Source organism: Streptomyces sp. LZ34, assembly GCF_053890475.1.
In genome coordinates this window covers 5797467-5822656 of record NZ_CM132680.1, presented here as the reverse complement: position 1 = coordinate 5822656, position 25190 = coordinate 5797467, and the positions used below count along the sequence as shown (strand labels likewise).

The window sequence follows — 25190 nt, the reverse complement described above, 5'->3', positions numbered from 1 at the left end:
ACGCTAACGATCAGATAGATCGGTAGATCGGACAGACCGCATTCAAGGTCGCCCCCCACATGCGGGGGCGGCCTTGTTTCGTTCCATAACAAGATCTTGAGCAACATCAACCGCAGGAGGTGCCGAGTCGATGGCGCTCGACCAGTCGTTCGTCGGGCGGTCCTACCCGCCCACCGCGCCCTACGAGGTCGGCCGGGAGAAGATCCGCGAATTCGCCGAGGCGATCGGCGACGCCAATCCGGTGTACTTCGATCCGGAGACGGCCAAGGCATTCGACCACCCCGATGTGATCGCCCCGCCGACCTTCGTTTTCGCGCTCACCTTCAAGGCCGCCGGGCAGCAGGTGATCGAGGACCCGCAGCTGGGCCTGGACTACAGCCGGGTGGTGCACGGCGACCAGAGGTTCGTCTACACCCGCCCGGTGCACGCGGGCGACCGCCTCACGGTCACCTCGACGATCGACTCGATCAAGTCGCTGGCCGGCAATGACGTCCTGTCCGTCCGCGGTGAGGTGCACGACGAGGCCGGGGAGCACGTGGTGACCGCCTACACGACCCTCGTGGCCCGCGCCGTCGAGGTCCAGGACACCCCGGCGGCGGCCCAGGACGCCCAGGCAGCGAAGGAAGACAGATGACAGCCAAGGTCTCGTACGACGACGTCGAGGTCGGCACCGAGCTGCCCGCCCAGGAATTCCCCGTGACCCGCGCCGACCTCGTCCGGTACGCGGGCGCGTCGGGGGACTTCAACCCGATCCACTGGAACGAGAAGTTCGCCAAGGAGGTCGGCCTCCCCGACGTCATCGCGCACGGCATGTTCACCATGGCCGAGGCGGGCCGCGTGGTGACCGACTGGGCCGGGGACCCGGCGGCCGTCGTGGAGTACGGGGTGCGTTTCACCAAGCCGGTCGTCGTGCCGAACGACGAGAAGGGCTCGGCCGTCGAGGTGACCGCCAAGGTCGCCGCCAAGCTGGACGACGAGGCCCGTACGGTCCGCGTCGACGTCATGGCGACCAGCGCGGGGCTGAAGGTGCTGGGCCGGGCCCGCGCCGTCGTCCGCCTCGCCTGAGGCCGGAGGCCCCGAGGCCGCGAGGCGCGAGGAGTACGAGAGGCGCCCCCTGAGGCCCTGAGGAGCACGAGAGGCCCACGGGCCAGGCCAGGCCAGGCCCCGTCGGGGCGCCCCCGTACCCTTGAGCGCGTGCAGGAACTCCACGACGCGCCCCTGGCCCCCTTCACCACCTTCCGCCTCGGCGGCCCGGCGGGCCGGCTGCTCACGGCCACCACCGACGACGAGGTGATCGCGGCGGTCCGGGAGGCCGACACGGCCGGGACCCCGCTTCTGGTCATAGGCGGCGGCAGCAATCTGGTCATCGCCGACAAGGGCTTCGACGGCACCGCCCTGCGCATCGCGACCAGCGGCTTCGTCCTCGACGGCAGCCGGCTGGAGCTGGCCGCGGGCGAGAACTGGTCGGACGCCGTGGCCCGCACGGTCCGGGCCGGTCTCGCCGGGATCGAATGCCTGGCCGGAATCCCCGGTTCTGCGGGTGCGACCCCGATCCAGAACGTGGGCGCGTACGGCCAGGAGGTCTCGGCCACGATCACCGAGGTCGTCGCCTACGACCGGCGCGCCGAGACCGTCGTGACCATGCCGAACGCCGACTGCGGCTTCGCCTACCGCCACAGCCGCTTCAAGGCCGACCCGCAGCGCTATGTGGTGCTGCGGGTGCGCTTCGCGCTGGAGGACGCGGGCGGCCTGTCCGCGCCGGTCAAGTACGCGGAGACCGCCCGCACCCTCGGCGTGGGGGTGGGCGAGCGGGTGCCCGTCGCCACCGCCCGCGACACGGTCCTGAAGCTCCGGGCGGGCAAGGGGATGGTCCTCGACCCGCAGGACCACGACACCTGGTCCGCGGGCTCCTTCTTCACCAACCCGGTGCTGACCGAGGACGCCCACGCCGCCTTCCTGGTCCGCGTCGCCGAGCGCCTGGGCCCCGACGTCACCCCGCCCGGCTACCCGGCGGGGGAGGGGCGGATCAAGACCTCCGCCGCATGGCTGATCGACAGGGCGGGCTTCACCAAGGGCTACGGCACCGGCCCGGCCCGCATCTCCACCAAGCACACCCTCGCCCTGACCAACCGGGGGGACGCCACGACCGAGGACCTGCTCGCGCTCGCCCGCGAGGTCGTCGCCGGGGTCGAGACCGCGTTCGGCATCACGCTCGTCAACGAGCCCGTGACGGTCGGCGTCAGCCTCTGACGGCGTCAGCCTCGGACGGCGGCGGAGTCGGCGTCAGAGGCTGAGGAGGCCGGGCCGGGCGTCTGCTCGGCGGCCAGCCACGCGTCGATGTCGGCGAGCAGCCGAGCGGCCACGTCCTTCGGGGCCGCCGAGCCGCGGACGGACTGCCGGGCCAGCTCGGCCAGCTCGGGGTCCGTGAAGCCGTGGTGCTCGCGCGCCAGCTCGTACTGGGCCGCCAGCCGCGACCCGAACAGCAGCGGGTCGTCGGCGCCCAGCGCCATCGGCACGCCGGCCTCGTACAGCGTGCGCAGCGGCACGTCCTCCGGCTTCTCGTACACCCCCAGGGCCACATTCGAGGACGGGCACACCTCGCAGGTCACGCCCCGGTCGGCGAGCCGACGCAGCAGCCGGGGGTCCTCGGCGGCCCGCACGCCGTGGCCCACCCGCTGCGCGCCGAGGTCGTCCAGGCAGTCGCGGACGCTGCTCGGGCCCGACAGCTCGCCGCCGTGCGGCGCCGCCAGCAGGCCGCCGTCCCGGGCGATGGCGAAGGCCCGGTCGAAGTCCCGGGCCAGGCCGCGCCGCTCGTCGTTGGACAGGCCGAAGCCGATGACGCCCCGGTCGGCGAAGCGGACCGCCAGCCGGGCCAGCGTGCGCGCCTCCAGGGGGTGCTTCATGCGGTTGGCGGCGACCAGCACCCGCATCCCGAGCCCGGTGTCCCGGGAGGCGGTCTCCACGGCGTCCAGGATGATCTCCAGCGCGGGGATCAGGCCGCCCAGCCGCGGCGCGTACGAGGTGGGGTCGACCTGGATCTCCAGCCACCCTGCGCCGTCCCGTACGTCCTCCTCGGCGGCCTCGCGCACCAGCCGCCGGATGTCCTCGGGCTCGCGCAGACAGGACCGCGCGATGTCGTACAGCCGCTGGAAGCGGAACCAGCCGCGCTCGTCGGTGGCCCGCAGCCTGGGGGGCTCGCCGCCGTTGAGCGCCTCCGGGAGGTGGACGCCGTACTTGTCGGCGAGCTCGAGCAGCGTGGCGGGGCGCATCGAGCCGGTGAAGTGGAGGTGCAGATGCGCTTTGGGGAGCAGATGTACGTCACGTGCCATCTGGCGATACTGCCCCAGCCCGGGGCACGCCGGTACCGCTTTCGCCGAACGGGGGCTTGCCCGCACATGAATGCGGGCGTAAGGGGACACGGGCGCGAGGGGCCGCAGACATAAAGGCCGCGGGCGCCCGGCCACCGCCGAGCGCCCGCGTCCGATGGGAGAGGGCGCGAAATCAGGCGCGCGCCTCGCCCAGCAGCTTCTGCAGCCGGGAGATGCCCTCGACCAGGTCCTCGTCGCCCAGCGCGTACGAGAGCCGCAGATAGCCCGGCGTGCCGAAGGCCTCGCCCGGGACGACCGCGACCTCGACCTCCTCCAGGATCAGCTCGGCCAGCTCCACGGAGCTCTGCGGCCGCTTGCCGCGGATCTCCTTGCCGATCAGGCCCTTCACCGACGGGTAGGCGTAGAAGGCGCCCTCGGGCTCGGGGCACTCCACGCCGTCGATCTCGTTCAGCATCCGCACGATCGTGCGGCGGCGGCGGTCGAAGGCCTCGCGCATCGTGGCCACGGCGTCGAGGTCGCCCGCGACGGCGGCCAGGGCGGCGGCCTGTGCGACATTGCTCACGTTGGACGTGGCGTGCGACTGGAGGTTGGTCGCGGCCTTGACGACGTCCTTGGGGCCGATGACCCAGCCCACGCGCCAGCCGGTCATGGCGTACGTCTTCGCCACGCCGTTGACCACGATGCACTTGTCCCGCAGCTCGGGGACCACCACCGGCAGCGAGTGGAATTCCGCGTCGCCGTACACCAGGTGCTCGTAGATCTCGTCGGTGAGCACCCACAGCCCGTGCTCGGCCGCCCAGCGCCCGATCGCCTCGACCTGCTCGCGCGGGTAGACGGCGCCGGTGGGGTTGGACGGGGAGACGAAGAGCACCACCTTGGTGCGCTCGGTGCGGGCCGCCTCCAGCTGCTCCACGGAGACCCGGTAGCCGGTGGTCTCGTCGGCGACGACCTCGACCGGGACGCCGCCCGCGAGCTGGATCGACTCGGGGTAGGTGGTCCAGTACGGGGCGGGGACGATGACCTCGTCGCCCGGGTCCAGGATCGCCGCGAACGCCTCGTAAATGGCCTGCTTGCCGCCGTTGGTCACCAGGACCTGCGCCGCCTCGACCTCGTAGCCGCTGTCGCGCAGCGTCTTCGCGGCGATGGCGGCCTTGAGCTCGGGCAGCCCGCCGGCCGGGGTGTAGCGGTGGTACTTCGGGTTGCGGCAGGCCTCCACGGCGGCCTCGACGATGTAGTCGGGCGTGGGGAAGTCGGGCTCCCCCGCGCCGAAGCCGATCACCGGACGCCCGGCGGCCTTGAGGGCCTTGGCCTTGGCGTCGACGGCAAGCGTGGCGGACTCGGAAATGGCTCCGATACGGGCGGAGACGCGGCGCTCTGTCGGGGACTGTGCAGGAGGAGTAGCAGCGGTCATATGTGCATCGTCCCAGACCGCGGAATGCCGCGGCACGCGGGTTTGCGGGCGGCATGGGCGCTTCTCGTTCGACGCCCGGCCCTCAACCACGTACACTCAACCGTCGTTGGCCGCTCAACAGCCGTTTCGCCTCGCACACTCCATGGAGCCGGGTGGATGCGGTAGGTTGGGTGGAGCCGCAAAGGGTCGTAGCTCAATTGGTAGAGCACTGGTCTCCAAAACCAGCGGTTGGGGGTTCAAGTCCCTCCGGCCCTGCTACACGCACGTTTATCAGGGTGCGTGCGCGCGTACTAGGAATGCACCGCTGTGCGGCCGAGCCGGACGCGGCACGGCCACGACCCGGATTCAGGTGAGGACGTAGTGACGGAAGCCCTTGGCTCCACCGCGACACCTGAAAGCGATCGTCCCGAAGACGAGGTGACGGCCAAGAAGGGCCGCCGTGGTGGCAAGCGCGCCAAGAAGGGGCCCTTCGGCAGGCTCGCGCTCTTCTACCGCCAGATCGTCGCTGAGCTGCGCAAGGTCGTGTGGCCCTCGCGTGGCCAGCTGTCGACGTACACCAGTGTGGTGATCGTCTTTGTGCTCATCATGATCGGCATTGTTACCGTGATTGACTATGGTTTTAACCAAGCCATCAAGTACGTCTTTGGCTGATCCCCGAAGGGTGGCGCTGTCGCAAGTTGCCCCTTCGTACGTTCCACCCCTCTTGAAGCCAGGAAGAAGCAGCCACCGTGTCTGACCCGAACCTGAACGAGGCCGCCGAGGCCGTCGAGTCCGTTGAGGACGAGCTCGACATCATCGAGGCTGCCGATGAGGACGAGGCCGAGGCTGCGGAGGCTGAGGCGGGAGAGCCGGCCGAGAAGGTCGCGGTCCGCGTCGAGGACGAGACCGCTGTCCTGGGGGCCGAGGATGCCGCCGAGGCCGACGCAGAAGAGGCCGACGCAGAAGAGGCTGAAGAAGAAGAGGCCGACGAGGCCGAAGAGGCTGAAGAAGAGGCCGCGGTCGACCCGGTCGAGGCCCTGCGTGAGGAGCTGCGTACCCTCCCCGGCGAGTGGTACGTCATCCACACCTACGCGGGGTACGAGAACCGCGTGAAGACCAACCTCGAGCAGCGCGCCGTGTCGCTGAACGTCGAGGACTACATCTTCCAGGCCGAGGTGCCGCAGGAAGAGGTCGTCCAGATCAAGAACGGCGACCGCCGCACCGTGCGCCAGAACAAGCTCCCCGGCTATGTGCTGGTGCGCATGGACCTGACGAACGAGTCCTGGGGCGTGGTCCGCAACACCCCGGGCGTCACCGGCTTCGTGGGCAACGCGTACGACCCGTACCCGCTGACCCTGGACGAGATCGTCAAGATGCTCGCCCCGGAGGCCGAGGAGAAGGCCGCCAAGGCCGCCGCCGAGGAGGCGGGCCTGCCGGCGCCGAGCCGCAAGGTCGAGGTCCAGGTGCTGGACTTCGAGGTGGGCGACTCGGTCACGGTCACCGACGGCCCCTTCGCGACGCTTCAGGCGACGATCAACGAGATCAACGCCGACTCGAAGAAGGTCAAGGGCCTGGTGGAGATCTTCGGCCGGGAGACCCCGGTTGAGCTGAGCTTCGACCAGATCCAGAAGAACTGACCATACGCAAATTTCCGATCAGGTCAGACGGGCTTCGCGGCCGGTCTGACCTGCTCGGTTTTAGGCCGCACAGGTATACCCGTTATCGTTGTGCGGTATGCCTCCATCCGGACGATCCGGTTCGGAGGCGAACCACCTCTCACTAGGACCCGGAGAGAGCATGCCTCCCAAGAAGAAGAAGGTCACGGGGCTGATCAAGCTCCAGATCCAGGCCGGCGCCGCGAACCCGGCCCCGCCGGTCGGCCCCGCGCTGGGTCAGCACGGCGTCAACATCATGGAGTTCTGCAAGGCCTACAACGCCGCGACCGAGTCGCAGCGTGGCATGGTCGTGCCGGTGGAGATCACGGTCTACGAGGACCGTTCCTTCACCTTCGTCACCAAGACTCCGCCGGCCGCCAAGCTGATCCTCAAGGCCGCGGGTGTGGAGAAGGGCTCAGGCGAGCCGCACAAGACCAAGGTCGCCAAGATCACCCGCGACCAGGTCCGCGACATCGCCACCACCAAGATGCCCGACCTGAACGCCAACGACCTGGACGCCGCCGAGAAGATCATCGCCGGCACCGCCCGCTCCATGGGCATCACGGTCGAGGGCTGACACCCCCGTCGCACCACCGTGGCAGGGCCATGCGCGGTCCGGACCACGACTCCGTACGAATCCATCAGGAGCAGCAGTGAAGCGCAGCAAGACTTTCCGCAGCGCGGACGCCAAGATCGACCGGGAGCGCGTGTACGCCCCGCTCGAGGCGGTCCGGCTCGCGAAGGGCACCTCCACGTCCAAGTTCGACGCCACCGTCGAGGTCGCCATGCGCCTGGGTGTCGACCCGCGCAAGGCCGACCAGATGGTCCGCGGCACCGTGAACCTTCCGCACGGCACCGGCAAGACCGCCCGGGTCCTGGTCTTCGCGACCGGTGACCGTGCTGCGGCCGCGGAGGCCGCCGGCGCCGACATCGTCGGCTCCGACGAGCTCATCGACGAGGTGTCCAAGGGCCGGCTGGACTTCGACGCCGTCGTCGCCACCCCGGACCTGATGGGCAAGGTCGGCCGCCTGGGCCGGGTGCTCGGTCCGCGTGGTCTGATGCCGAACCCGAAGACCGGCACCGTCACCCCTGACGTGGCCAAGGCCGTCACCGACATCAAGGGCGGCAAGATCGAGTTCCGCGTCGACAAGCACTCGAACCTGCACTTCATCATCGGCAAGGTCTCCTTCGACGAGACCAAGCTGGTGGAGAACTACGCCGCGGCGCTCGAGGAGATCAACCGTCTCAAGCCGTCCGCCGCCAAGGGCCGCTACATCAAGAAGGCGACCCTGACCACCACGATGGGCCCTGGCATCCCGCTGGACGCCAACCGCACCCGCAACCTGCTGGTCGAGGAAGAGGCCGTCTGAGCACGTTCCGAACGTGTGGAGCACATGTGCTGAGCGTGCTCTGAGTGCCGTCTGAGGCGGCGCTCAACCTGTGTGAGCCGGGTTCCCGCACCTCCCTGTGGAGGGCGGGAACCCGGCTCATTGTGTTGGGCGTCCCCTCATATACAGTCTCAGCAGTCGTAAAAGATAAATAAGAAGCAAAGACATAGGGGGACCTGTGCGCGGTACTCGTTTCGCTGCTCGGAGTGCGGCGGTGCTCAGTGGTGTGGTCCTGGTGGCCGGTCTCACCGCCTGTGGGAGCGACAAGGACGACAGCGGCAAGTCGAACGGCAAGTCGGGCTCCGACAAGGCCGCCGAGTCGGTGGGCAGCCCGCTCGCCGCGCTGAAGCTCGCCTCCAGGCAGACCGACCAGCAGCACTCGGCCAAGGTCGAGGGCACCACGCAGATGGGTACGCAGAACTCGACCATGTCCGGCGCGATGGACTGGGCCGACGGCATGCACGCCACCATGACCATCACGCAGAAGGGCGGGGCGGTCCAGTCCTCGCCGCTGGCCGGCAAGCCCATGGAGGCGCGCTACACGCCCGACGCGATGTTCATGAACCTCGGTGACGAGTTCGCGGCGCAGGCGGGCGGCAAGCACTGGATGAAGTACGACTACGACACCCTGGCCAAGCAGGCCGGCGCCTCCGGCGAGTTCCTCAAGGACCAGATGCAGAACACCGACCCGGCGCGTTCTGTGCAGCTGCTGATCGCCACCGGTCAGGTCAAGAGCGTGGGCACGGAGTCGGTCAAGGGCGTCAAGGCGACCCACTACACCGGCACCGTGAAGGTCTCCGAGCTGGCCAAGATGCAGTCCAAGGACCTCTCCGAGAGCGACCTCACGGCGCTGCAGAAGCAGCTGGAGACCTCCGGCATGGAGACCGAGACCATCGACCTGTGGATCGACGGTGACAACCTGCTGGTCAAGAAGCGGGAGCAGGCCGACAGCAACAACGGGAAGTACGACTCGACGGTCTACTACTCGGACTACGGCACCAAGGTCACGGTCGAGGAGCCGCCGGCCTCGGACACCATGAACTTCGAGGACGCCCTCGCCCAGCAGTGACCTGCCCGAGAGCCGATTTGCCTGGCCGCGGCCCGTTCGCGTAGCCTTCCACAGAAGCCAAAGACCGCTGGTCGCTACTGTGCTCCCGCAAGGGGCGCGGTGGCCGAAGGGATCCGCTAGCTGCGGACGACCTGCGCAGGTGATTGTGGATGGACTCCCGATCGGGCCGTGAGCCCGTGCGGTCGAGTTACGCCCCGAGCGCCTGCGCCGGGGCGTTTCGTTTTGTTCAGCCTCCTTTTCCCGGCCGATGCGGTCCTCATCACCCGGAAGGAGGCCGAGGCTCATGGCGAGGCCTGACAAGGTCGCGGCCGTCGAGGAGATGACGGACAAGTTCCGTAACTCCAACGCTGCTGTTGTGACCGCTTACACCGGTCTCACCGTCGCGCAGCTCAAGGAGCTGCGTCGTTCGCTCGGTGAGAACACTCAGTACCGTGTGGTGAAGAACACGCTGACCAAGATCGCGGCCAACGAGGCCGGGATCACCACGCTCGACGACCTGTTCGCGGGTTCGTCGGCCGTCGCCTTCGTGACCGGTGACCCGGTCGAGGCGGCGAAGGGTCTTCGTGACTTCGCCAAGGAGAACCCCGCTCTCGTCATCAAGGGCGGCGTCCTTGACGGCAAGGCGCTCTCCGCCGACGAGATCAAGAAGCTCGCGGACCTCGAGTCCCGCGAGGTGCTGCTCGCCAAGCTGGCGGGCGCCATGAAGGGCAAGCAGTCCCAGGCTGCGGCGCTCTTCCAGGCGCTCCCGTCGAAGTTCGTCCGCACCGCGGAGGCGCTTCGCGTCAAGAAGGAAGAGCAGGGCGGTGCCGGCGAGCCGGCTCCCGCCGAGGCCGCGGAGTAACTCTCCCGCTGCCCAGCGGGCCCGTGCCCGCCGACATGTACATCCGGCACCAGCCGATTTAGTGGAAGGACCGCCATCATGGCGAAGCTCAGCCAGGACGACCTGCTCGCGCAGTTCGAGGAGATGACCCTCATCGAGCTCTCCGAGTTCGTGAAGGCCTTCGAGGAGAAGTTCGACGTCACCGCCGCCGCCCCGGCCGCCATCGCCGTCGCCCCGGGTGCCCCGGGCGCCGCTGCCGAGGCCCCGGAGGAGCAGGACGAGTTCGACGTCGTCCTCACCGGCGCCGGCGAGAAGAAGATCCAGGTCATCAAGGTCGTGCGTGAGCTGACCTCGCTGGGTCTGAAGGAGGCCAAGGACCTCGTCGACGGCACCCCGAAGCCGGTCCTGGAGAAGGTCAACAAGGAGCAGGCCGAGAAGGCCGCCGAGTCCCTCAAGGCCGCCGGCGCCTCCGTCGAGGTCAAGTGACCCGAGGGGTTCAGGGGCCCTGCCGGGCCCGCTGACCCGCTCCGTTCCGTGAGGGCGATCACCCGTTGGGGTGGTCGCCCTTCGGCGCTTCCGCGACGGCTGCGTTGCCTTGTCGGTCCCTGCGGGTATGGTGATCTTCGTTGCCCGTCGCCACGCCCTGTGACGATCTCGCCGGAGTGGGGGGCCTTGACGAACGGCACGCAGCGCGCAATTCTCAGGACGCGACGTCACACCGATCCGAGTCCGAGGCATGGATCGTCGGCGAAGCGGGCAGTATCGATATGCGCTTGAGGCGCATGGGTGGCTGCAGGCGTTCGAAAACAACGAGAAGACAACGAGGGGGAGGGCCCCCTCACCGGAGGGAGAGATTGGCGCTGCCGGTCTCAGGAACTCGGAGCTGGACATCAGTGTGCCAAGTGGCTACACTGACCCTTTGCGCTGCCTGTTAGCTGCCTCCTGCCCGTCACCAGGGGCATGCCCACCTAAGAGTACGGCCGAGGGAATCTCTCTGACCAGGGATTCCTTCTCCGGCTCGAGTTGGGACCGGCACGCGCGTAGTGAGTCCGAGCCCTCGGAAGGACCCCCTCTTGGCCGCCTCGCGCAACGCCTCGACTGCCAATACGAACAACGGCGCCAGCACCGCCCCGCTGCGCATCTCCTTTGCGAAGATCAAGGAGCCTCTCGAGGTTCCGAACCTCCTTGCGCTGCAGACCGAGAGCTTCGATTGGCTGCTCGGCAATGCCGCCTGGAAGGCTCGCGTCGAGGCTGCGCTGGACAGCGGTCAGGACGTCCCCACCAAGTCCGGCCTGGAAGAGATCTTCGAGGAGATCTCCCCGATCGAGGACTTCTCCGGGTCGATGTCCCTGACCTTCCGCGATCACCGTTTCGAGCCCCCGAAGAACTCGATCGACGAGTGCAAGGAGCGCGACTTCACGTACGCGGCTCCGCTCTTCGTCACGGCCGAGTTCACCAACAACGAGACCGGTGAGATCAAGTCCCAGACGGTCTTCATGGGCGACTTCCCGCTCATGACCGACAAGGGCACCTTCTGCATCAACGGCACCGAGCGTGTCGTCGTCTCGCAGCTGGTCCGCTCGCCGGGCGTCTACTTCGACTCCTCCATCGACAAGACCTCCGACAAGGACATCTTCTCCGTCAAGGTCATCCCCTCCCGGGGTGCCTGGCTGGAGATGGAGATCGACAAGCGCGACATGGTCGGTGTGCGCATCGACCGCAAGCGCAAGCAGTCCGTCACCGTCCTCCTGAAGGCGCTCGGCTGGACCACCGAGCAGATCCTGGAGGAGTTCGGCGAGTACGAGTCCATGCGCGCCACCCTGGAGAAGGACCACACCCAGGGCCAGGACGACGCGCTGCTCGACATCTACCGCAAGCTGCGCCCGGGCGAGCCCCCGACGCGTGAGGCCGCGCAGACGCTGCTCGAGAACCTCTACTTCAACCCGAAGCGCTACGACCTCGCGAAGGTCGGCCGCTACAAGGTCAACAAGAAGCTGGGTTCGGCCGCTCCGCTGGACGCGGGCGTGCTGACGGTCGAGGACGTCATCGCCTCGATCAAGTACCTGGTGAAGCTGCACGCCGGTGAGACCGAGACCGTCGGGGAGAACGGCCGGTCCGTGGTCGTCGAGACCGACGACATCGACCACTTCGGCAACCGCCGCATTCGCAACGTCGGCGAGCTGATCCAGAACCAGGTCCGCACGGGTCTGGCCCGTATGGAGCGCGTCGTCCGTGAGCGCATGACGACTCAGGACGTCGAGGCGATCACGCCGCAGACCCTGATCAACATCCGGCCGGTCGTCGCCTCCATCAAGGAGTTCTTCGGCACCAGCCAGCTGTCGCAGTTCATGGACCAGACGAACCCGCTGTCGGGTCTGACCCACAAGCGTCGTCTCAACGCGCTCGGCCCCGGTGGTCTCTCCCGTGAGCGGGCGGGCTTCGAGGTCCGAGACGTGCACCCGTCGCACTACGGCCGCATGTGCCCGATCGAGACGCCCGAAGGCCCGAACATCGGTCTGATCGGCTCGCTCGCCTCGTACGGCCGGATCAACGCGTTCGGCTTCATCGAGACCCCGTACCGCAAGGTCGTCGACGGTGTCGTCACCGACGACGTCGACTACCTCACGGCCGACGAAGAGGACCGCTTCGTCATCGCGCAGGCCAACGCGCCGCTGACGAACGACCTGCACTTCGCCGAGAACCGCGTCCTGGTCCGCCGCCGTGGCGGCGAGGTCGACTACATCCCGGGCGACGACGTCGACTACATGGACGTCTCGCCGCGCCAGATGGTGTCGGTCGCGACCGCGATGATCCCCTTCCTCGAGCACGACGACGCCAACCGCGCGCTCATGGGCTCGAACATGATGCGCCAGGCCGTGCCGCTGATCAAGGCGGAGTCCCCGCTGGTCGGCACCGGCATGGAGTACCGCTGCGCGGTCGACGCCGGTGACGTCATCAAGGCCGAGAAGGACGGTGTCGTCCAGGAGGTCTCCGCCGACTACGTGACGGTGGCCAACGACGACGGCACCTACACCACCTACCGGGTGGCCAAGTTCTCCCGCTCCAACCAGGGCACCTCCTTCAACCAGAAGGTCGTCGTGGACGAGGGTGCGCGGGTGATCGCCGGCCAGGTGCTGGCCGACGGCCCGTCCACCGAGGACGGCGAGATGGCGCTCGGCAAGAACCTCCTGGTGGCGTTCATGCCGTGGGAGGGCCACAACTACGAGGACGCGATCATCCTCAGCCAGCGTCTGGTGCAGGACGACGTCCTCTCCTCGATCCACATCGAGGAGCACGAGGTCGACGCCCGTGACACCAAGCTCGGCCCCGAGGAGATCACCCGGGACATCCCGAACGTCTCCGAGGAGGTCCTGGCCGACCTCGACGAGCGCGGCATCATCCGCATCGGCGCCGAGGTCGTGGCCGGAGACATCCTGGTCGGCAAGGTCACCCCGAAGGGCGAGACCGAGCTGACCCCGGAGGAGCGCCTGCTGCGCGCGATCTTCGGCGAGAAGGCCCGTGAGGTCCGCGACACCTCGCTGAAGGTGCCGCACGGCGAGATCGGCAAGGTCATCGGCGTCCGCGTCTTCGACCGCGAGGAGGGCGACGAGCTGCCCCCGGGCGTGAACCAGCTGGTCCGCGTCTACGTGGCGCAGAAGCGCAAGATCACCGATGGTGACAAGCTCGCCGGCCGCCACGGCAACAAGGGCGTCATCTCCAAGATCCTGCCGGTCGAGGACATGCCGTTCCTGGAGGACGGCACCCCGGTCGACATCATCCTCAACCCGCTGGGTGTCCCGTCCCGAATGAACCCGGGACAGGTCCTGGAGATCCACCTCGGCTGGCTGGCCTCCCGTGGCTGGAAGGTCGAAGGGTCCGAGGAGTGGATGCAGCGGCTGCAGACGATCGGCGCCGACGAGGTGGCCCCGGGCACCAATGTCGCGACCCCGGTCTTCGACGGCGCCCGCGAGGACGAGATCGCCGGTCTCTTCGAGGCCACGATCCCGAACCGCGACGGCGACCGCCTGGTCCAGGCCTCCGGTAAGGCCCGGCTCTTCGACGGCCGCTCCGGCGAGCCGTTCCCGGAGCCGATCTCGGTCGGCTACATGTACATCCTCAAGCTGCACCACCTGGTGGACGACAAGCTGCACGCCCGCTCCACCGGTCCGTACTCGATGATCACCCAGCAGCCGCTGGGTGGTAAGGCTCAGTTCGGTGGCCAGCGCTTCGGTGAGATGGAGGTGTGGGCGCTTGAGGCCTACGGCGCCGCGTACGCCCTCCAGGAGCTGCTGACCATCAAGTCCGATGACGTCACCGGCCGCGTGAAGGTCTACGAGGCCATCGTCAAGGGCGAGAACATCCCCGAGCCCGGCATCCCTGAGTCCTTCAAGGTGCTCATCAAGGAGATGCAGTCCCTGTGCCTCAACGTGGAGGTGCTGTCGTCCGACGGCATGTCCATCGAGATGCGCGACACCGACGAGGACGTCTTCCGCGCTGCGGAGGAGCTCGGTATCGACCTGTCGCGGCGCGAGCCGAGCAGCGTCGAAGAGGTCTGACGGGTCTGGCTGGGGCGATCGTCCACCGCGACCGCCCCGGCCTCTCCCCGGACCCCCAGTCAGACCCGAAGACACGACCCTGAAAGAGGGATTGACGACAAGTGCTCGACGTCAACTTCTTCGACGAGCTGCGGATCGGCCTCGCCACTGCTGACGACATCCGTCAGTGGTCCCACGGTGAGGTCAAGAAGCCGGAGACCATCAACTACCGCACCCTGAAGCCCGAAAAGGACGGACTCTTCTGCGAGAAGATCTTCGGTCCGACCCGGGACTGGGAGTGCTACTGCGGGAAGTACAAGCGCGTCCGCTTCAAGGGCATCATCTGTGAGCGGTGCGGCGTCGAGGTCACCCGCGCCAAGGTGCGCCGCGAGCGGATGGGCCACATCGAGCTGGCCGCTCCCGTCACCCACATCTGGTACTTCAAGGGCGTTCCGTCGCGTCTGGGCTACCTGCTCGACCTCGCCCCGAAGGACCTCGAGAAGGTCATCTACTTCGCCGCCTACATGATCACGTGGGTGGACGACGAGCGCCGCACGCGCGACCTGCCCTCGCTGGAGGCCCATGTCTCCGTCGAGCGCCAGCAGATCGAGCAGCGCCGCGACGCCGACCTGGAGGCCCGCGCCAAGAAGCTCGAGGCGGACCTCGCCGAGCTGGAGGCCGAGGGCGCCAAGGCCGATGTGCGCCGCAAGGTGCGCGAGGGCGCCGAGCGCGAGATGAAGCAGCTGCGCGACCGCGCCCAGCGCGAGATCGACCGTCTCGACGAGGTGTGGAGCCGCTTCAAGAACCTCAAGGTCCAGGACCTGGAGGGCGACGAGCTGCTCTACCGTGAGCTGCGTGACCGCTTCGGCACGTACTTCATGGGCGGCATGGGCGCCGCTGCCCTGCAGAAGCGCCTGGAGTCCTTCGACCTCGACGAGGAGGCCGAGAAGCTCCGCGAGATCATCCGGACCGGCAAGGGCCAGAAGAAGACCCGTGCGCTCAAGCGCCTCAAGGTCGTCTCCGCCTTCCTCCAGACCCGCAACAGCCCCAACGGCATGGTGCTGGACTGCATCCCGGTGATCCCGCCGGACCTGCGTCCGATGGTGCAGCTGGACGGTGGCCGCTTCGCGACCTCCGACCTGAACGACCTGTACCGCCGTGTCATTAACCGCAACAACCGCCTCAAGCGTCTCCTTGACCTCGGTGCCCCCGAGATCATCGTGAACAACGAGAAGCGGATGCTTCAGGAGGCCGTCGACGCGCTGTTCGACAACGGCCGCCGCGGTCGTCCGGTGACCGGTCCCGGTAACCGCCCGCTGAAGTCCCTCAGCGACATGCTGAAGGGCAAGCAGGGTCGTTTCCGTCAGAACCTGCTCGGCAAGCGAGTCGACTACTCGGCCCGTTCGGTCATCGTCGTCGGCCCGCAGCTCAAGCTGCACCAGTGCGGTCTGCCCAAGGCCATGGCGCTGGAGCTCTTCAAGCCGTTCGTGATGAAGCGCCTGGTGGACCTGAACCACGCGCAGAACATCAAGTCGGCCAAGCGCATGGTCGAGCGCGGCCGCACGGTCGTGTACGACGTGCTCGAAGAGGTCATCGCCGAGCACCCGGTGCTGCTGAACCGTGCGCCGACCCTGCACCGTCTGGGCATCCAGGCCTTCGAGCCGCAGCTGGTCGAGGGCAAGGCCATTCAGATCCACCCGCTCGTGTGCACCGCGTTCAACGCGGACTTCGACGGTGACCAGATGGCCGTGCACCTGCCGCTGTCCGCGGAGGCCCAGGCCGAGGCGCGCATCCTGATGCTGTCCTCGAACAACATCCTCAAGCCGGCCGACGGCCGTCCGGTGACCATGCCCACCCAGGACATGGTGCTCGGCCTCTTCTTCCTCACCACCGACGAGGAGGAGCGCGAGGTCATCGGCGAGGGCCGGTCCTTCGCCTCCACCGCTGAGGCGATCATGGCGTTCGACGCCCGCGAGCTCTCGCTCCAGGCGAAGATCGACATCCGCTTCCCGATCGGCACCGTCCCGCCGCGTGGCTGGACCCCGCCGCTTCCGGACGAGGGTGAGCCCGCTTGGCAGCCGGGCGACAGCTTCCGGCTGCGCACCACCCTGGGCCGCGCGCTCTTCAACGAGCTGCTGCCCGAGGACTACCCGTTCGTCGACTACTCGGTGGGCAAGAAGCAGCTCTCCGAGATCGTCAACGACCTCGCCGAGCGCTACCCGAAGGTCATCGTCGCGGCGACCCTGGACAACCTGAAGGCGTCCGGTTTCCACTGGGCCACCCGTTCCGGTGTCACCGTCGCGATCTCCGACGTCGTCGTCCCCGAGGCCAAGAAGGCCATCATCGAGGGCTACGAGGCGCAGGACGAGAAGGTCCAGAAGCAGTACGAGCGTGGCCTGATCACCAAGGACGAGCGCACCCAGGAGCTCATCGCGATCTGGACCAAGGCGACCAACGAGGTCTCCGAGGCGATGAACGCGAACTTCCCGAAGACCAACCCGATCTTCATGATGGTCGACTCGGGCGCGCGCGGAAACATGATGCAGATGCGTCAGATCGCCGGTATGCGTGGTCTGGTGTCCAACGCGAAGAACGAGACCATCCCGCGGCCCATCAAGGCGTCGTTCCGTGAGGGTCTCTCCGTGCTGGAGTACTTCATCTCCACCCACGGTGCCCGTAAGGGTCTCGCGGACACCGCTCTGCGTACCGCCGACTCGGGTTACCTGACCCGTCGTCTGGTGGACGTCTCCCAGGACGTGATCATCCGTGAGGAGGACTGCGGCACCGAGCGCGGTCTGAAGCTCGCGATCGCGACCAAGGGCGCCGACGGCATCCTGCGCAAGACGGACGACGTCGAGACCAGCGTGTACGCGCGCATGCTCGCCGAGGACGTCGTCGTGGACGGCAAGGTCATCGCGCCGGCCAACGTCGACCTGGGCGATGTGCTCATCGACCAGCTCGTGCGGCACGGCGTGGAGACGGTCAAGACCCGTTCGGTCCTCACCTGCGAGTCCGCCGTCGGCACCTGTGCCTTCTGCTACGGCCGCTCGCTGGCGACCGGCAAGCTGGTGGACATCGGCGAGGCGGTCGGCATCATCGCCGCCCAGTCCATCGGTGAGCCCGGCACCCAGCTGACGATGCGTACCTTCCACACCGGTGGTGTGGCCGGTGACGACATCACCCAGGGTCTGCCGCGTGTCGTCGAGCTCTTCGAGGCCCGTACGCCCAAGGGTGTCGCCCCGATCTCGGAGGCGGCCGGCCGCGTCCGGATCGAGGAGACCGAGAAGACCAAGAAGCTCGTCGTCACCCCGGACGACGGCTCCGACGAGACGGCCTTCGGCGTCTCCAAGCGTGCCCGTCTGCTGGTGGGCGAGGGCGACCACGTCGAGGTCGGCCAGCCGCTGACCCTGGGTGCCATCAACCCGCACGACGTGCTGCGCATCCTCGGCCAGCGCGCCGTCCAGGTGCACCTGGTGGGCGAGGTCCAGAAGGTCTACAACTCGCAGGGTGTGTCGATCCACGACAAGCACATCGAGATCATCATCCGGCAGATGCTGCGCCGGGTGACGATCATCGAGTCCGGTGACGCCGAGCTGCTGCCGGGCGAGCTGGTGGAGCGCTCGCGCTTCGAGTCCGAGAACCGTCGTGTGGTCCAGGAAGGCGGCCACCCGGCCTCCGGCCGTCCGCAGCTGATGGGTATCACCAAGGCCTCGCTGGCGACTGAGTCCTGGCTGTCGGCGGCGTCCTTCCAGGAGACGACCCGGGTGCTCACCGACGCGGCGATCAACGCCAAGTCGGACTCCCTGATCGGCCTCAAGGAGAACGTGATCATCGGTAAGCTCATCCCGGCCGGTACGGGCCTGTCCCGCTACCGCAACATCCGGGTCGAGCCGACCGAGGAGGCGAAGGCCGCGATGTACTCGGCCGTCGGTTACGACGACATCGACTACTCGCCCTTCGGCACGGGCTCCGGCCAGGCGGTCCCGCTGGAGGACTACGACTACGGTCCGTACAACCAGTAGGTCATACGGGCCCCGAGACCGAGGCCTGACGTTCGCAGGGCGGTCACCCCATGGCGGGGTGGCCGCCCTGCGGCTATGCTGGCGGGCCGGTGTGCCCTGCCGCGTGTGCATTTGTTTTGACCGGAGCCGATGCGGTAGGTACGCTCTGACCTTGTGCCTGGGGTGTCCCTGGGCTCCCGTGTGCGCGCTCTCCACCGGCCTCAGGGCCGTGAGGGGCCTCCCCGGGAGTCCGAGGTGTCGACACCGACAATCTGCACTCTCCCGCAAGTTCCGCGGGGGTCTGCAGTGTGCGACACACCCGACCGCGTGGGTCGGAGAAATCCCAGGTTAGCTTTATCGAGACTGGCACACAGAAACCGGAGAAACGGTGCCTACGATCCAGCAGCTGGTCCGGAAGGGCCGGCAGGACAAGGTCGAGAAGAACAAGACGCCCGCGCTCGAGGGTTCCCCCCAGCGCCGTGGCGTCTGCACGCGTGTGTTCACGACCACCCCGAAGAAGCCGAACTCGGCCCTGCGTAAGGTCGCGCGTGTGCGTCTGACCAGCGGCATCGAGGTCACCGCTTACATTCCGGGTGAGGGCCACAACCTCCAGGAGCACTCCATCGTGCTCGTGCGTGGCGGCCGTGTGAAGGACCTGCCGGGTGTTCGCTACAAGATCATCCGCGGCTCCCTCGACACGCAGGGCGTCAAGAACCGCAAGCAGGCTCGCAGCCGCTACGGCGCCAAGAAGGAGAAGTAAGAATGCCTCGTAAGGGCCCCGCCCCGAAGCGCCCGGTCATCATCGACCCGGTCTACAACTCTCCTCTGGTGACGTCCCTCATCAACAAGGTGCTGCTGAACGGCAAGCGCTCCACCGCCGAGCGCATCGTCTACGGCGCCATGGAGGGCCTGCGCGAGAAGTCCGGCAACGACCCGGTCATCACGCTCAAGCGCGCGCTGGAGAACGTGAAGCCGACCCTCGAGGTCCGCTCCCGCCGCGTCGGTGGCGCCACCTACCAGGTCCCGGTCGAGGTCCGCCCCGGCCGCTCCTCCACCCTCGCTCTGCGCTGGCTCGTGGGCTACTCCCGCGCCCGCCGCGAGAAGACCATGACCGAGCGTCTGATGAACGAGCTGCTGGACGCCAGCAACGGTCTGGGCGCCTCCGTCAAGCGTCGCGAGGACACCCACAAGATGGCCGAGTCCAACAAGGCCTTCGCGCACTACCGCTGGTAGTCGCTACCCCATCGAGAACCGAGAGAAGACTGAGCCATATGGCCACCACTTCACTTGACCTGGCCAAGGTCCGCAACATTGGGATCATGGCCCACATCGACGCGGGCAAGACGACCACCACCGAGCGGATCCTGTTCTACACCGGCGTGAGCTACAAGATCGGTGAAGTCCACGATGGCGCTGCCACCATGGACTGGATGGAGCAGGAGCAGGAGCGCGGCATCACGATCACGTCGGCCGCGACGACTTGTCACTGGCCGCTCGAGAACGTCGATCACACCATCAACATCATCGACACCCCGGGCCACGTCGACTTCACCGTCGAGGTGGAGCGCTCGCTGCGCGTGCTCGACGGCGCCGTGACGGTGTTCGACGGTGTGGCCGGTGTGGAGCCGCAGTCGGAGACTGTGTGGCGTCAGGCGGACCGCTACGGCGTGCCGCGTATCTGCTTCGTCAACAAGCTCGACCGCACCGGTGCCGAGTTCCACCGCTGTGTGGACATGATCGTGGACCGCCTGGGCGCGGTGCCGCTGGTCATGCAGCTGCCGATCGGTACCGAGGCCGACTTCAAGGGTGTCGTCGACCTCGTCACCATGAAGGCGCTGGTCTGGTCCGCCGAGGCGACCAAGGGCGAGATGTACGACACCGTCGACATCCCGGACACCCACCTCGAGGCCGCCGACGAGTGGCGCGGCAAGCTCCTCGAGGCCGTCGCCGAGAACGACGAGCAGATGATGGAGCTGTACCTGGAGGGCGAGGAGCCCACCGGGGAGCAGCTGAACGCGGCGATCCGCCGTATCACCATCGCCTCCACCGGCACCGAGAACTCGCCGACGATCACCCCCGTGTTCTGTGGCACCGCCTTCAAGAACAAGGGTGTTCAGCCGCTGCTCGACGCGGTCGTGCGCTACCTCCCCTCGCCGCTGGACATCGAGGCCGTCGAGGGCCACTCGGTGAAGGACCCCGACGAGGTCCTGAAGCGCAAGCCCTCGGACGACGAGCCCTTCGCGGGCCTGGCGTTCAAGATCATGAGCGACCCGCACCTCGGCAAGCTCACCTTCGTCCGGGTCTACTCGGGCCGCATGGAGACCGGCACCCAGGTGCAGAACTCCGTGAAGGGCAAGAAGGAGCGCATCGGCAAGATCTACCGGATGCACGCCAACAAGCGTGAGGAGATCGACTCGGTGGGTGCCGGCGACATCGTCGCCGTCATGGGTCTGAAGCAGACCACCACCGGCGAGACCCTCTGCGACCCGGCGAACCCGGTGATCCTGGAGTCGATGGACTTCCCGGCCCCGGTCATCGAGGTCGCCATCGAGCCCAAGTCGAAGGGCGACCAGGAGAAGCTGGGTGTGGCCATCCAGCGCCTCGCTGAGGAGGACCCGTCGTTCCGGGTCAAGACCAACGAGGAGACCGGCCAGACCATCATCGCGGGTATGGGCGAGCTGCACCTCGACGTGCTGGTCGACCGTATGAAGCGTGAGTTCAAGGTCGAGGCCAACGTCGGCAAGCCGCAGGTGGCCTACCGCGAGACGCTCCGCAAGGCCGTCGAGCGGGTCGACTACACGCACAAGAAGCAGACCGGTGGTTCCGGCCAGTTCGCGAAGGTACAGATCGCGCTGGAGCCGCTGGAGGGCGACGGCTACGAGTTCGAGAACAAGGTCACCGGTGGCCGCATCCCGCGGGAGTACATCCCGTCCGTGGACGCGGGCTGCCAGGAGGCCATGGAGTTCGGCGTGCTCGCGGGCTACCCGCTCACGGGCGTCAAGGTCACCCTCCTCGACGGTGGGTACCACGAGGTGGACTCCTCCGAGATGGCCTTCAAGATCGCCGGCTCGATGGCCTTCAAGGAGGCCGCCCGCAAGGCCTCCCCGGCCCTGCTGGAGCCGATGATGAAGGTCGAGGTCACCACGCCCGAGGACTACATGGGTGACGTGATCGGTGACATCAACTCCCGCCGTGGACAGATCCAGTCCATGGAGGACCGCAGTGGCGCCAAGCTGATCACCGGCCTGGTCCCGCTGTCGGAGATGTTCGGTTACGTGGGCGACCTCCGGAGCAAGACCTCCGGTCGCGCCAGCTACTCCATGCAGTTCGACTCCTACGCCGAGGTTCCCAAGAGCGTCGCCGAGGAGATCATCGCGAAGGCCAAGGGCGAGTAAGGCGGATTCATCCGCGTTGGTCACCCTTTAGGCTGGAGCATAGGCATCGGGGCAATCCGTCACAGATCGCTCATCGTGGCATCTGTGACGGGCCCCGCCCGCCGGCCCCCCATTCGAATACGGCGAAGGGCATCCCCCTCGGGGTCCTGGCCGGTTCGGTAAGACCACCTGAACCCATCCGCAAAGTGTGGATGCGTACAGAACCACTCCACAGGAGGACCCCAGTGGCGAAGGCGAAGTTCGAGCGGACTAAGCCGCACGTCAACATCGGCACCATCGGTCACATCGACCACGGTAAGACGACCCTTACCGCGGCGATCACCAAGGTGCTGCACGACAAGTACCCGGACCTGAACGAGGCGTCGGCCTTCGATCAGATCGACAAGGCTCCTGAGGAGCGCCAGCGCGGTATCACCATCTCCATCGCGCACGTCGAGTACCAGACCGAGTCGCGTCACTACGCGCACGTTGACTGCCCGGGTCACGCGGACTACATCAAGAACATGATCACCGGTGCCGCGCAGATGGACGGCGCCATCCTCGTGGTCGCCGCCACCGACGGCCCGATGCCGCAGACCAAGGAGCACGTGCTCCTGGCCCGCCAGGTCGGCGTTCCGTACATCGTCGTCGCCCTGAACAAGGCCGACATGGTGGACGACGAGGAGATCATGGAGCTCGTCGAGCTGGAGGTGCGTGAGCTCCTCTCCGAGTACGAGTTCCCGGGCGACGACCTTCCGGTCGTCAAGGTCTCGGCGCTGAAGGCGCTCGAGGGCGACAAGGAGTGGGGCGAGTCCGTCCTCAAGCTGATGGAGGCCGTCGACGAGGCGATCCCGCAGCCTGAGCGCGACGTCGACAAGCCGTTCCTGATGCCGATCGAGGACGTCTTCACCATCACCGGTCGCGGTACGGTCGTCACCGGCCGTATCGAGCGTGGTGTGCTGAAGGTCAACGAGACCGTCGACATCATCGGCATCAAGACCGAGAAGACCACCACCACGGTCACCGGCATCGAGATGTTCCGCAAGCTGCTCGACGAGGGCCAGGCCGGTGAGAACGTCGGTCTGCTGCTCCGCGGCATCAAGCGCGAGGACGTCGAGCGCGGCCAGGTCATCATCAAGCCGGGCTCGGTCACCCCGCACACCGAGTTCGAGGCGCAGGCCTACATCCTGTCCAAGGACGAGGGTGGCCGCCACACGCCGTTCTTCAACAACTACCGTCCGCAGTTCTACTTCCGTACCACGGACGTGACGGGCGTTGTGACCCTCCCCGAGGGCACCGAGATGGTCATGCCGGGTGACAACACCGAGATGACCGTCAGCCTGATCCAGCCGGTCGCCATGGAAGAGGGCCTGAAGTTCGCCATCCGTGAGGGTGGCCGGACCGTCGGCGCCGGCCAGGTCACCAAGATCAACAAGTGATCTGACGCTCTACGGAGCCGGTTGTTCAAAGGCCCCGCTCCACCGTCTGCGAGGACGGTGGAGCGGGGCCTTTGGCGTGCGGCCGCCCTGCTCGGTCACGTGGTGACGGACAGGACGATCTTTCCGGTGGTGCGGCCGGTTTCCCCCAGTGTGTGGGCGGCGGCGGCATCCTCCAGGGGGAAGACCGCGTCTGCGATCACGCGCAGCCGACCGCCCTCGACCAGGGCGCTGATCTCGCGCAGCCCTGTCTGGTCGGGTTCGACGAGCATGAACACCGCGCGCACCCCGGCCGCCTCGGCCTCCTCGCGGGGGAAGGTGTCGTCCGGCGGCAGGATCGAGACCAGCGTTCCGCCCGGGCGCAGGGTGCGCAGGGAGCGGGCCCAGTTCGGGCCGCCGAGGCTGTCGAGGACCACATCCACGTCGCGGACGGTCTCGGCGAAGTCCTGGGTGCGGTAGTCGACGAGTTCGTCCGCGCCGAGCGAGCGCAGCAGGTCATGCTTGGCGGCGCCGGCGGTGCCGATCACGTGGGCGCCCCGGGCCTTCGCGATCTGGACGGCCAGGTGGCCGACGCCGCCCGCGGCGGCATGGATGAGAACGCGCTGGCGGGGCCGGATGTGCGCGGTGTCGACCAGGGCCTGCCAGGCGGTGAGCGAGGCCAGCGGCAGGGCACCGGCCTGGACGTGGTCCAGGCCCTTGGGGCGCGGGGCGAAATGGCGGGTCGGGGCGGTGACGTACTCGGCGTAGGCGCCGGCCGGGTGCGGGAAGCGCGGCATCCCGAAGACCTCGTCACCCGGCTGGAAGAGGGTCACGCCGTCGCCGATCTCCTCGACCACCCCGGAGACGTCGAAGCCCAGGGTGAAGGGGGGCTTCGCCCCGTCGGCGAACACACCCCGCTCGCGGGTCTTCCAGTCGGCCGGGTTCACGCCCGCCGCGTGCACCCGGACCAGGATCTCGCCCCGGTCCGGCCGCGGGCGGGGCATCTCGACGACCTTGAGGACGTCTGGGGCTCCCGGGGTGTCCTGGGAGACGGCGCGCATGGTCGCGGGGGCGGAGCCGGTGGTGGCCTTGCGTATGGTCACGTTCTCTCTCCGGTGGCTTTTGTTTTTATTTGTGCCGTTTCAGGCGCATTTCCTGAGGTGCGTCCTCAGCCTGCCGGAGCCACAAGAGCCCCAGTAGCAGCCTGATGGCCATGGCCTGAAAGGATCCGGCCATGCACCGCGTCGGCGTTCTGGCCCTGGACGGGGTCGTCCCCTTCGAGCTCGGCATCCCCGCCCGCATCTTCGGCGCCGCCCGCGACGGGGCGGGCAACCCGCTCTACACCGTGACCACCTGCAGCCTGGACGGCCGCCCGGTACGCGCCGAGGCCGACTACGGCCTCACCGTCACCCACGACGCCTCCCTGCTGGCCGGCGTCGACACCGTCGTCATCCCTCCCTCTCACGCCCTCGGCCCGATCCGCGATGAGGGGTGCCTGCCCGGGGCGCTGCGCGACGCCCTGGCCGCCATCCGTCCCGGCACCCGGATCGTGGGCATCTGCACCGCCACGTACGTCCTGGCCGCCGCCGGGCTGCTGGACCACCGGCCCGCCACCACCCACTGGCGGGAGGCCGACCGGCTGCAGCGGATGTTCACCACCACCCGCATCGACCCCGACGTCCTGTTCGTCGACGACGGCGACATCCTCACCTCCGCCGGAGTCGCCGCGGGCATCGACCTGTGCCTGCACATCGTCCGCCGCGACCACGGCAGCCGGATCGCCAACGAGGTCGCCCGCTCCTGCGTCGTACCGCCCTGGCGCGACGGCGGCCAGGCCCAGTACATCCAGCGACCCGTCCCCGACCCCCGGGCCACCGGCACCGCCGCCACCCAGGCATGGGCCCTGGAACGCCTCGCCGAACCCCTCACCCTGGCCGACCTCGCCGCCCACGCCAACATGAGCGTACGTACCTTCACCCGCCGCTTCCGCGACGAAGTCGGTACCACCCCCGGCCAGTGGCTCACCCGCCAACGCGTCGATCTCGCACGCCACTTGCTGGAAACCACCGACTGGCCCGTCGACCTCGTCGCCCACCGCGCCGGCTTCGGCACCGGCGTCTCCCTGCGCCAGCGCCTCCACGCCGCCCTCGGCGTCACCCCCCAGGCATACCGCCGCACCTTCCGCCCCGCGGCCTGACCGCCCGGGGTGGAGTG

20 protein-coding genes and 1 tRNA gene are annotated in these 25190 nt (G+C 67.9%); 18 read left to right on the top strand and 3 right to left on the bottom strand.

The genetic code is table 11. The annotated features are described in order from the left end of the window. Window positions 1–130: 130 nt before the first annotated feature. The 3 genes from ACWY4P_RS23375 to ACWY4P_RS23365 all read left to right on the top strand — a co-directional run bounded on the left by ACWY4P_RS23375 (window position 131) and on the right by ACWY4P_RS23365 (window position 2250). Window positions 131–634: an FAS1-like dehydratase domain-containing protein gene (locus tag ACWY4P_RS23375; protein WP_456212489.1), complete on the top strand. Its 504-nt coding sequence runs from the start codon at window positions 131–133 to the stop codon at window positions 632–634. Beyond that, entirely contained in the window at window positions 631–1065 is a 435-nt protein-coding gene (locus ACWY4P_RS23370; protein WP_456212488.1) for a MaoC family dehydratase, read from the top strand. Before ACWY4P_RS23375 ends, ACWY4P_RS23370 begins: the two co-directional genes overlap by 4 nt. Before the next feature lie 129 nt (window positions 1066–1194). Next, entirely contained in the window at window positions 1195–2250 is a 1056-nt protein-coding gene (locus ACWY4P_RS23365; RefSeq protein WP_456212487.1) for a UDP-N-acetylmuramate dehydrogenase, read from the top strand. Window positions 2251–2255: 5 nt separating this feature from the next. Here the strand turns inward: ACWY4P_RS23365 and ACWY4P_RS23360 are convergent, their stop codons facing one another. Together ACWY4P_RS23360 and ACWY4P_RS23355 are read right to left on the bottom strand one after the other, a co-directional pair. After that, window positions 2256–3329: an adenosine deaminase gene (locus ACWY4P_RS23360; protein WP_456212486.1), complete on the bottom strand. Its 1074-nt coding sequence runs from the start codon at window positions 3327–3329 to the stop codon at window positions 2256–2258. 172 nt (window positions 3330–3501) lie between these two features. Beyond that, complete coding sequence (locus ACWY4P_RS23355) at window positions 3502–4740, bottom strand: pyridoxal phosphate-dependent aminotransferase (protein ID WP_456212485.1); 1239 nt, start codon at window positions 4738–4740, stop codon at window positions 3502–3504. A 182-nt stretch (window positions 4741–4922) separates the two neighbouring features. Here ACWY4P_RS23355 and ACWY4P_RS23350 point away from each other — a divergent pair. The 14 genes from ACWY4P_RS23350 to tuf all read left to right on the top strand — a co-directional run bounded on the left by ACWY4P_RS23350 (window position 4923) and on the right by tuf (window position 23000). Beyond that, window positions 4923–4995, top strand: a tRNA-Trp gene (locus ACWY4P_RS23350). 105 nt (window positions 4996–5100) lie between these two features. Next, entirely contained in the window at window positions 5101–5391 is a 291-nt protein-coding gene (secE, locus tag ACWY4P_RS23345; RefSeq protein WP_456212484.1) for a preprotein translocase subunit SecE, read from the top strand. Window positions 5392–5468: 77 nt separating this feature from the next. After that, window positions 5469–6356, top strand: a complete 888-nt coding sequence (nusG, locus tag ACWY4P_RS23340) for a transcription termination/antitermination protein NusG (RefSeq protein ID WP_456212483.1) — start codon at window positions 5469–5471, stop codon at window positions 6354–6356. 160 nt (window positions 6357–6516) lie between these two features. Continuing rightward, a complete protein-coding gene (gene rplK, locus ACWY4P_RS23335; RefSeq protein WP_030412999.1) occupies window positions 6517–6951 on the top strand; it encodes a 50S ribosomal protein L11 in 435 nt (144 codons plus the stop codon). 76 nt (window positions 6952–7027) lie between these two features. Beyond that, entirely contained in the window at window positions 7028–7744 is a 717-nt protein-coding gene (rplA, locus tag ACWY4P_RS23330; RefSeq protein WP_456212482.1) for a 50S ribosomal protein L1, read from the top strand. A 232-nt stretch (window positions 7745–7976) separates the two neighbouring features. Then, on the top strand, window positions 7977–8831 hold the full coding sequence (locus tag ACWY4P_RS23325; protein WP_456212481.1) for a hypothetical protein: 855 nt from the start codon (window positions 7977–7979) through the stop codon (window positions 8829–8831). Window positions 8832–9114: 283 nt separating this feature from the next. After that, a complete protein-coding gene (gene rplJ, locus ACWY4P_RS23320; RefSeq protein ID WP_456212480.1) occupies window positions 9115–9672 on the top strand; it encodes a 50S ribosomal protein L10 in 558 nt (185 codons plus the stop codon). Window positions 9673–9750: 78 nt separating this feature from the next. After that, window positions 9751–10137 carry a 50S ribosomal protein L7/L12 gene (gene rplL, locus ACWY4P_RS23315; RefSeq protein ID WP_456212479.1) on the top strand — a complete coding sequence of 129 codons (387 nt, stop codon included), beginning with the start codon at window positions 9751–9753 and terminating at the stop codon, window positions 10135–10137. Between the two features lie 587 nt (window positions 10138–10724). Further along, complete coding sequence (gene rpoB, locus ACWY4P_RS23310; protein ID WP_456212478.1) at window positions 10725–14207, top strand: DNA-directed RNA polymerase subunit beta; 3483 nt, start codon at window positions 10725–10727, stop codon at window positions 14205–14207. A 101-nt stretch (window positions 14208–14308) separates the two neighbouring features. Further along, window positions 14309–18208: a DNA-directed RNA polymerase subunit beta' gene (locus ACWY4P_RS23305; protein ID WP_456212477.1), complete on the top strand. Its 3900-nt coding sequence runs from the start codon at window positions 14309–14311 to the stop codon at window positions 18206–18208. Window positions 18209–18575: 367 nt separating this feature from the next. After that, window positions 18576–18947, top strand: a complete 372-nt coding sequence (rpsL, locus tag ACWY4P_RS23300) for a 30S ribosomal protein S12 (protein WP_003948652.1) — start codon at window positions 18576–18578, stop codon at window positions 18945–18947. Between the two features lie 2 nt (window positions 18948–18949). Next, on the top strand, window positions 18950–19420 hold the full coding sequence (gene rpsG, locus ACWY4P_RS23295) for a 30S ribosomal protein S7 (protein ID WP_014178748.1): 471 nt from the start codon (window positions 18950–18952) through the stop codon (window positions 19418–19420). A 38-nt stretch (window positions 19421–19458) separates the two neighbouring features. Next, complete coding sequence (gene fusA / locus ACWY4P_RS23290) at window positions 19459–21582, top strand: elongation factor G (RefSeq protein WP_456212476.1); 2124 nt, start codon at window positions 19459–19461, stop codon at window positions 21580–21582. A 224-nt stretch (window positions 21583–21806) separates the two neighbouring features. Then, complete coding sequence (gene tuf / locus ACWY4P_RS23285) at window positions 21807–23000, top strand: elongation factor Tu (RefSeq protein ID WP_014178750.1); 1194 nt, start codon at window positions 21807–21809, stop codon at window positions 22998–23000. A 95-nt stretch (window positions 23001–23095) separates the two neighbouring features. On the opposite strand, the gene ACWY4P_RS23280 is transcribed toward tuf, so the two are convergent. After that, window positions 23096–24037 carry an NADP-dependent oxidoreductase gene (locus tag ACWY4P_RS23280; protein ID WP_456213026.1) on the bottom strand — a complete coding sequence of 314 codons (942 nt, stop codon included), beginning with the start codon at window positions 24035–24037 and terminating at the stop codon, window positions 23096–23098. 173 nt (window positions 24038–24210) lie between these two features. Between ACWY4P_RS23280 and ACWY4P_RS23275 the strand changes: the two genes are divergently transcribed. Continuing rightward, window positions 24211–25173 carry a GlxA family transcriptional regulator gene (locus tag ACWY4P_RS23275; protein WP_456212475.1) on the top strand — a complete coding sequence of 321 codons (963 nt, stop codon included), beginning with the start codon at window positions 24211–24213 and terminating at the stop codon, window positions 25171–25173. Window positions 25174–25190: the final 17 nt, after the last annotated feature.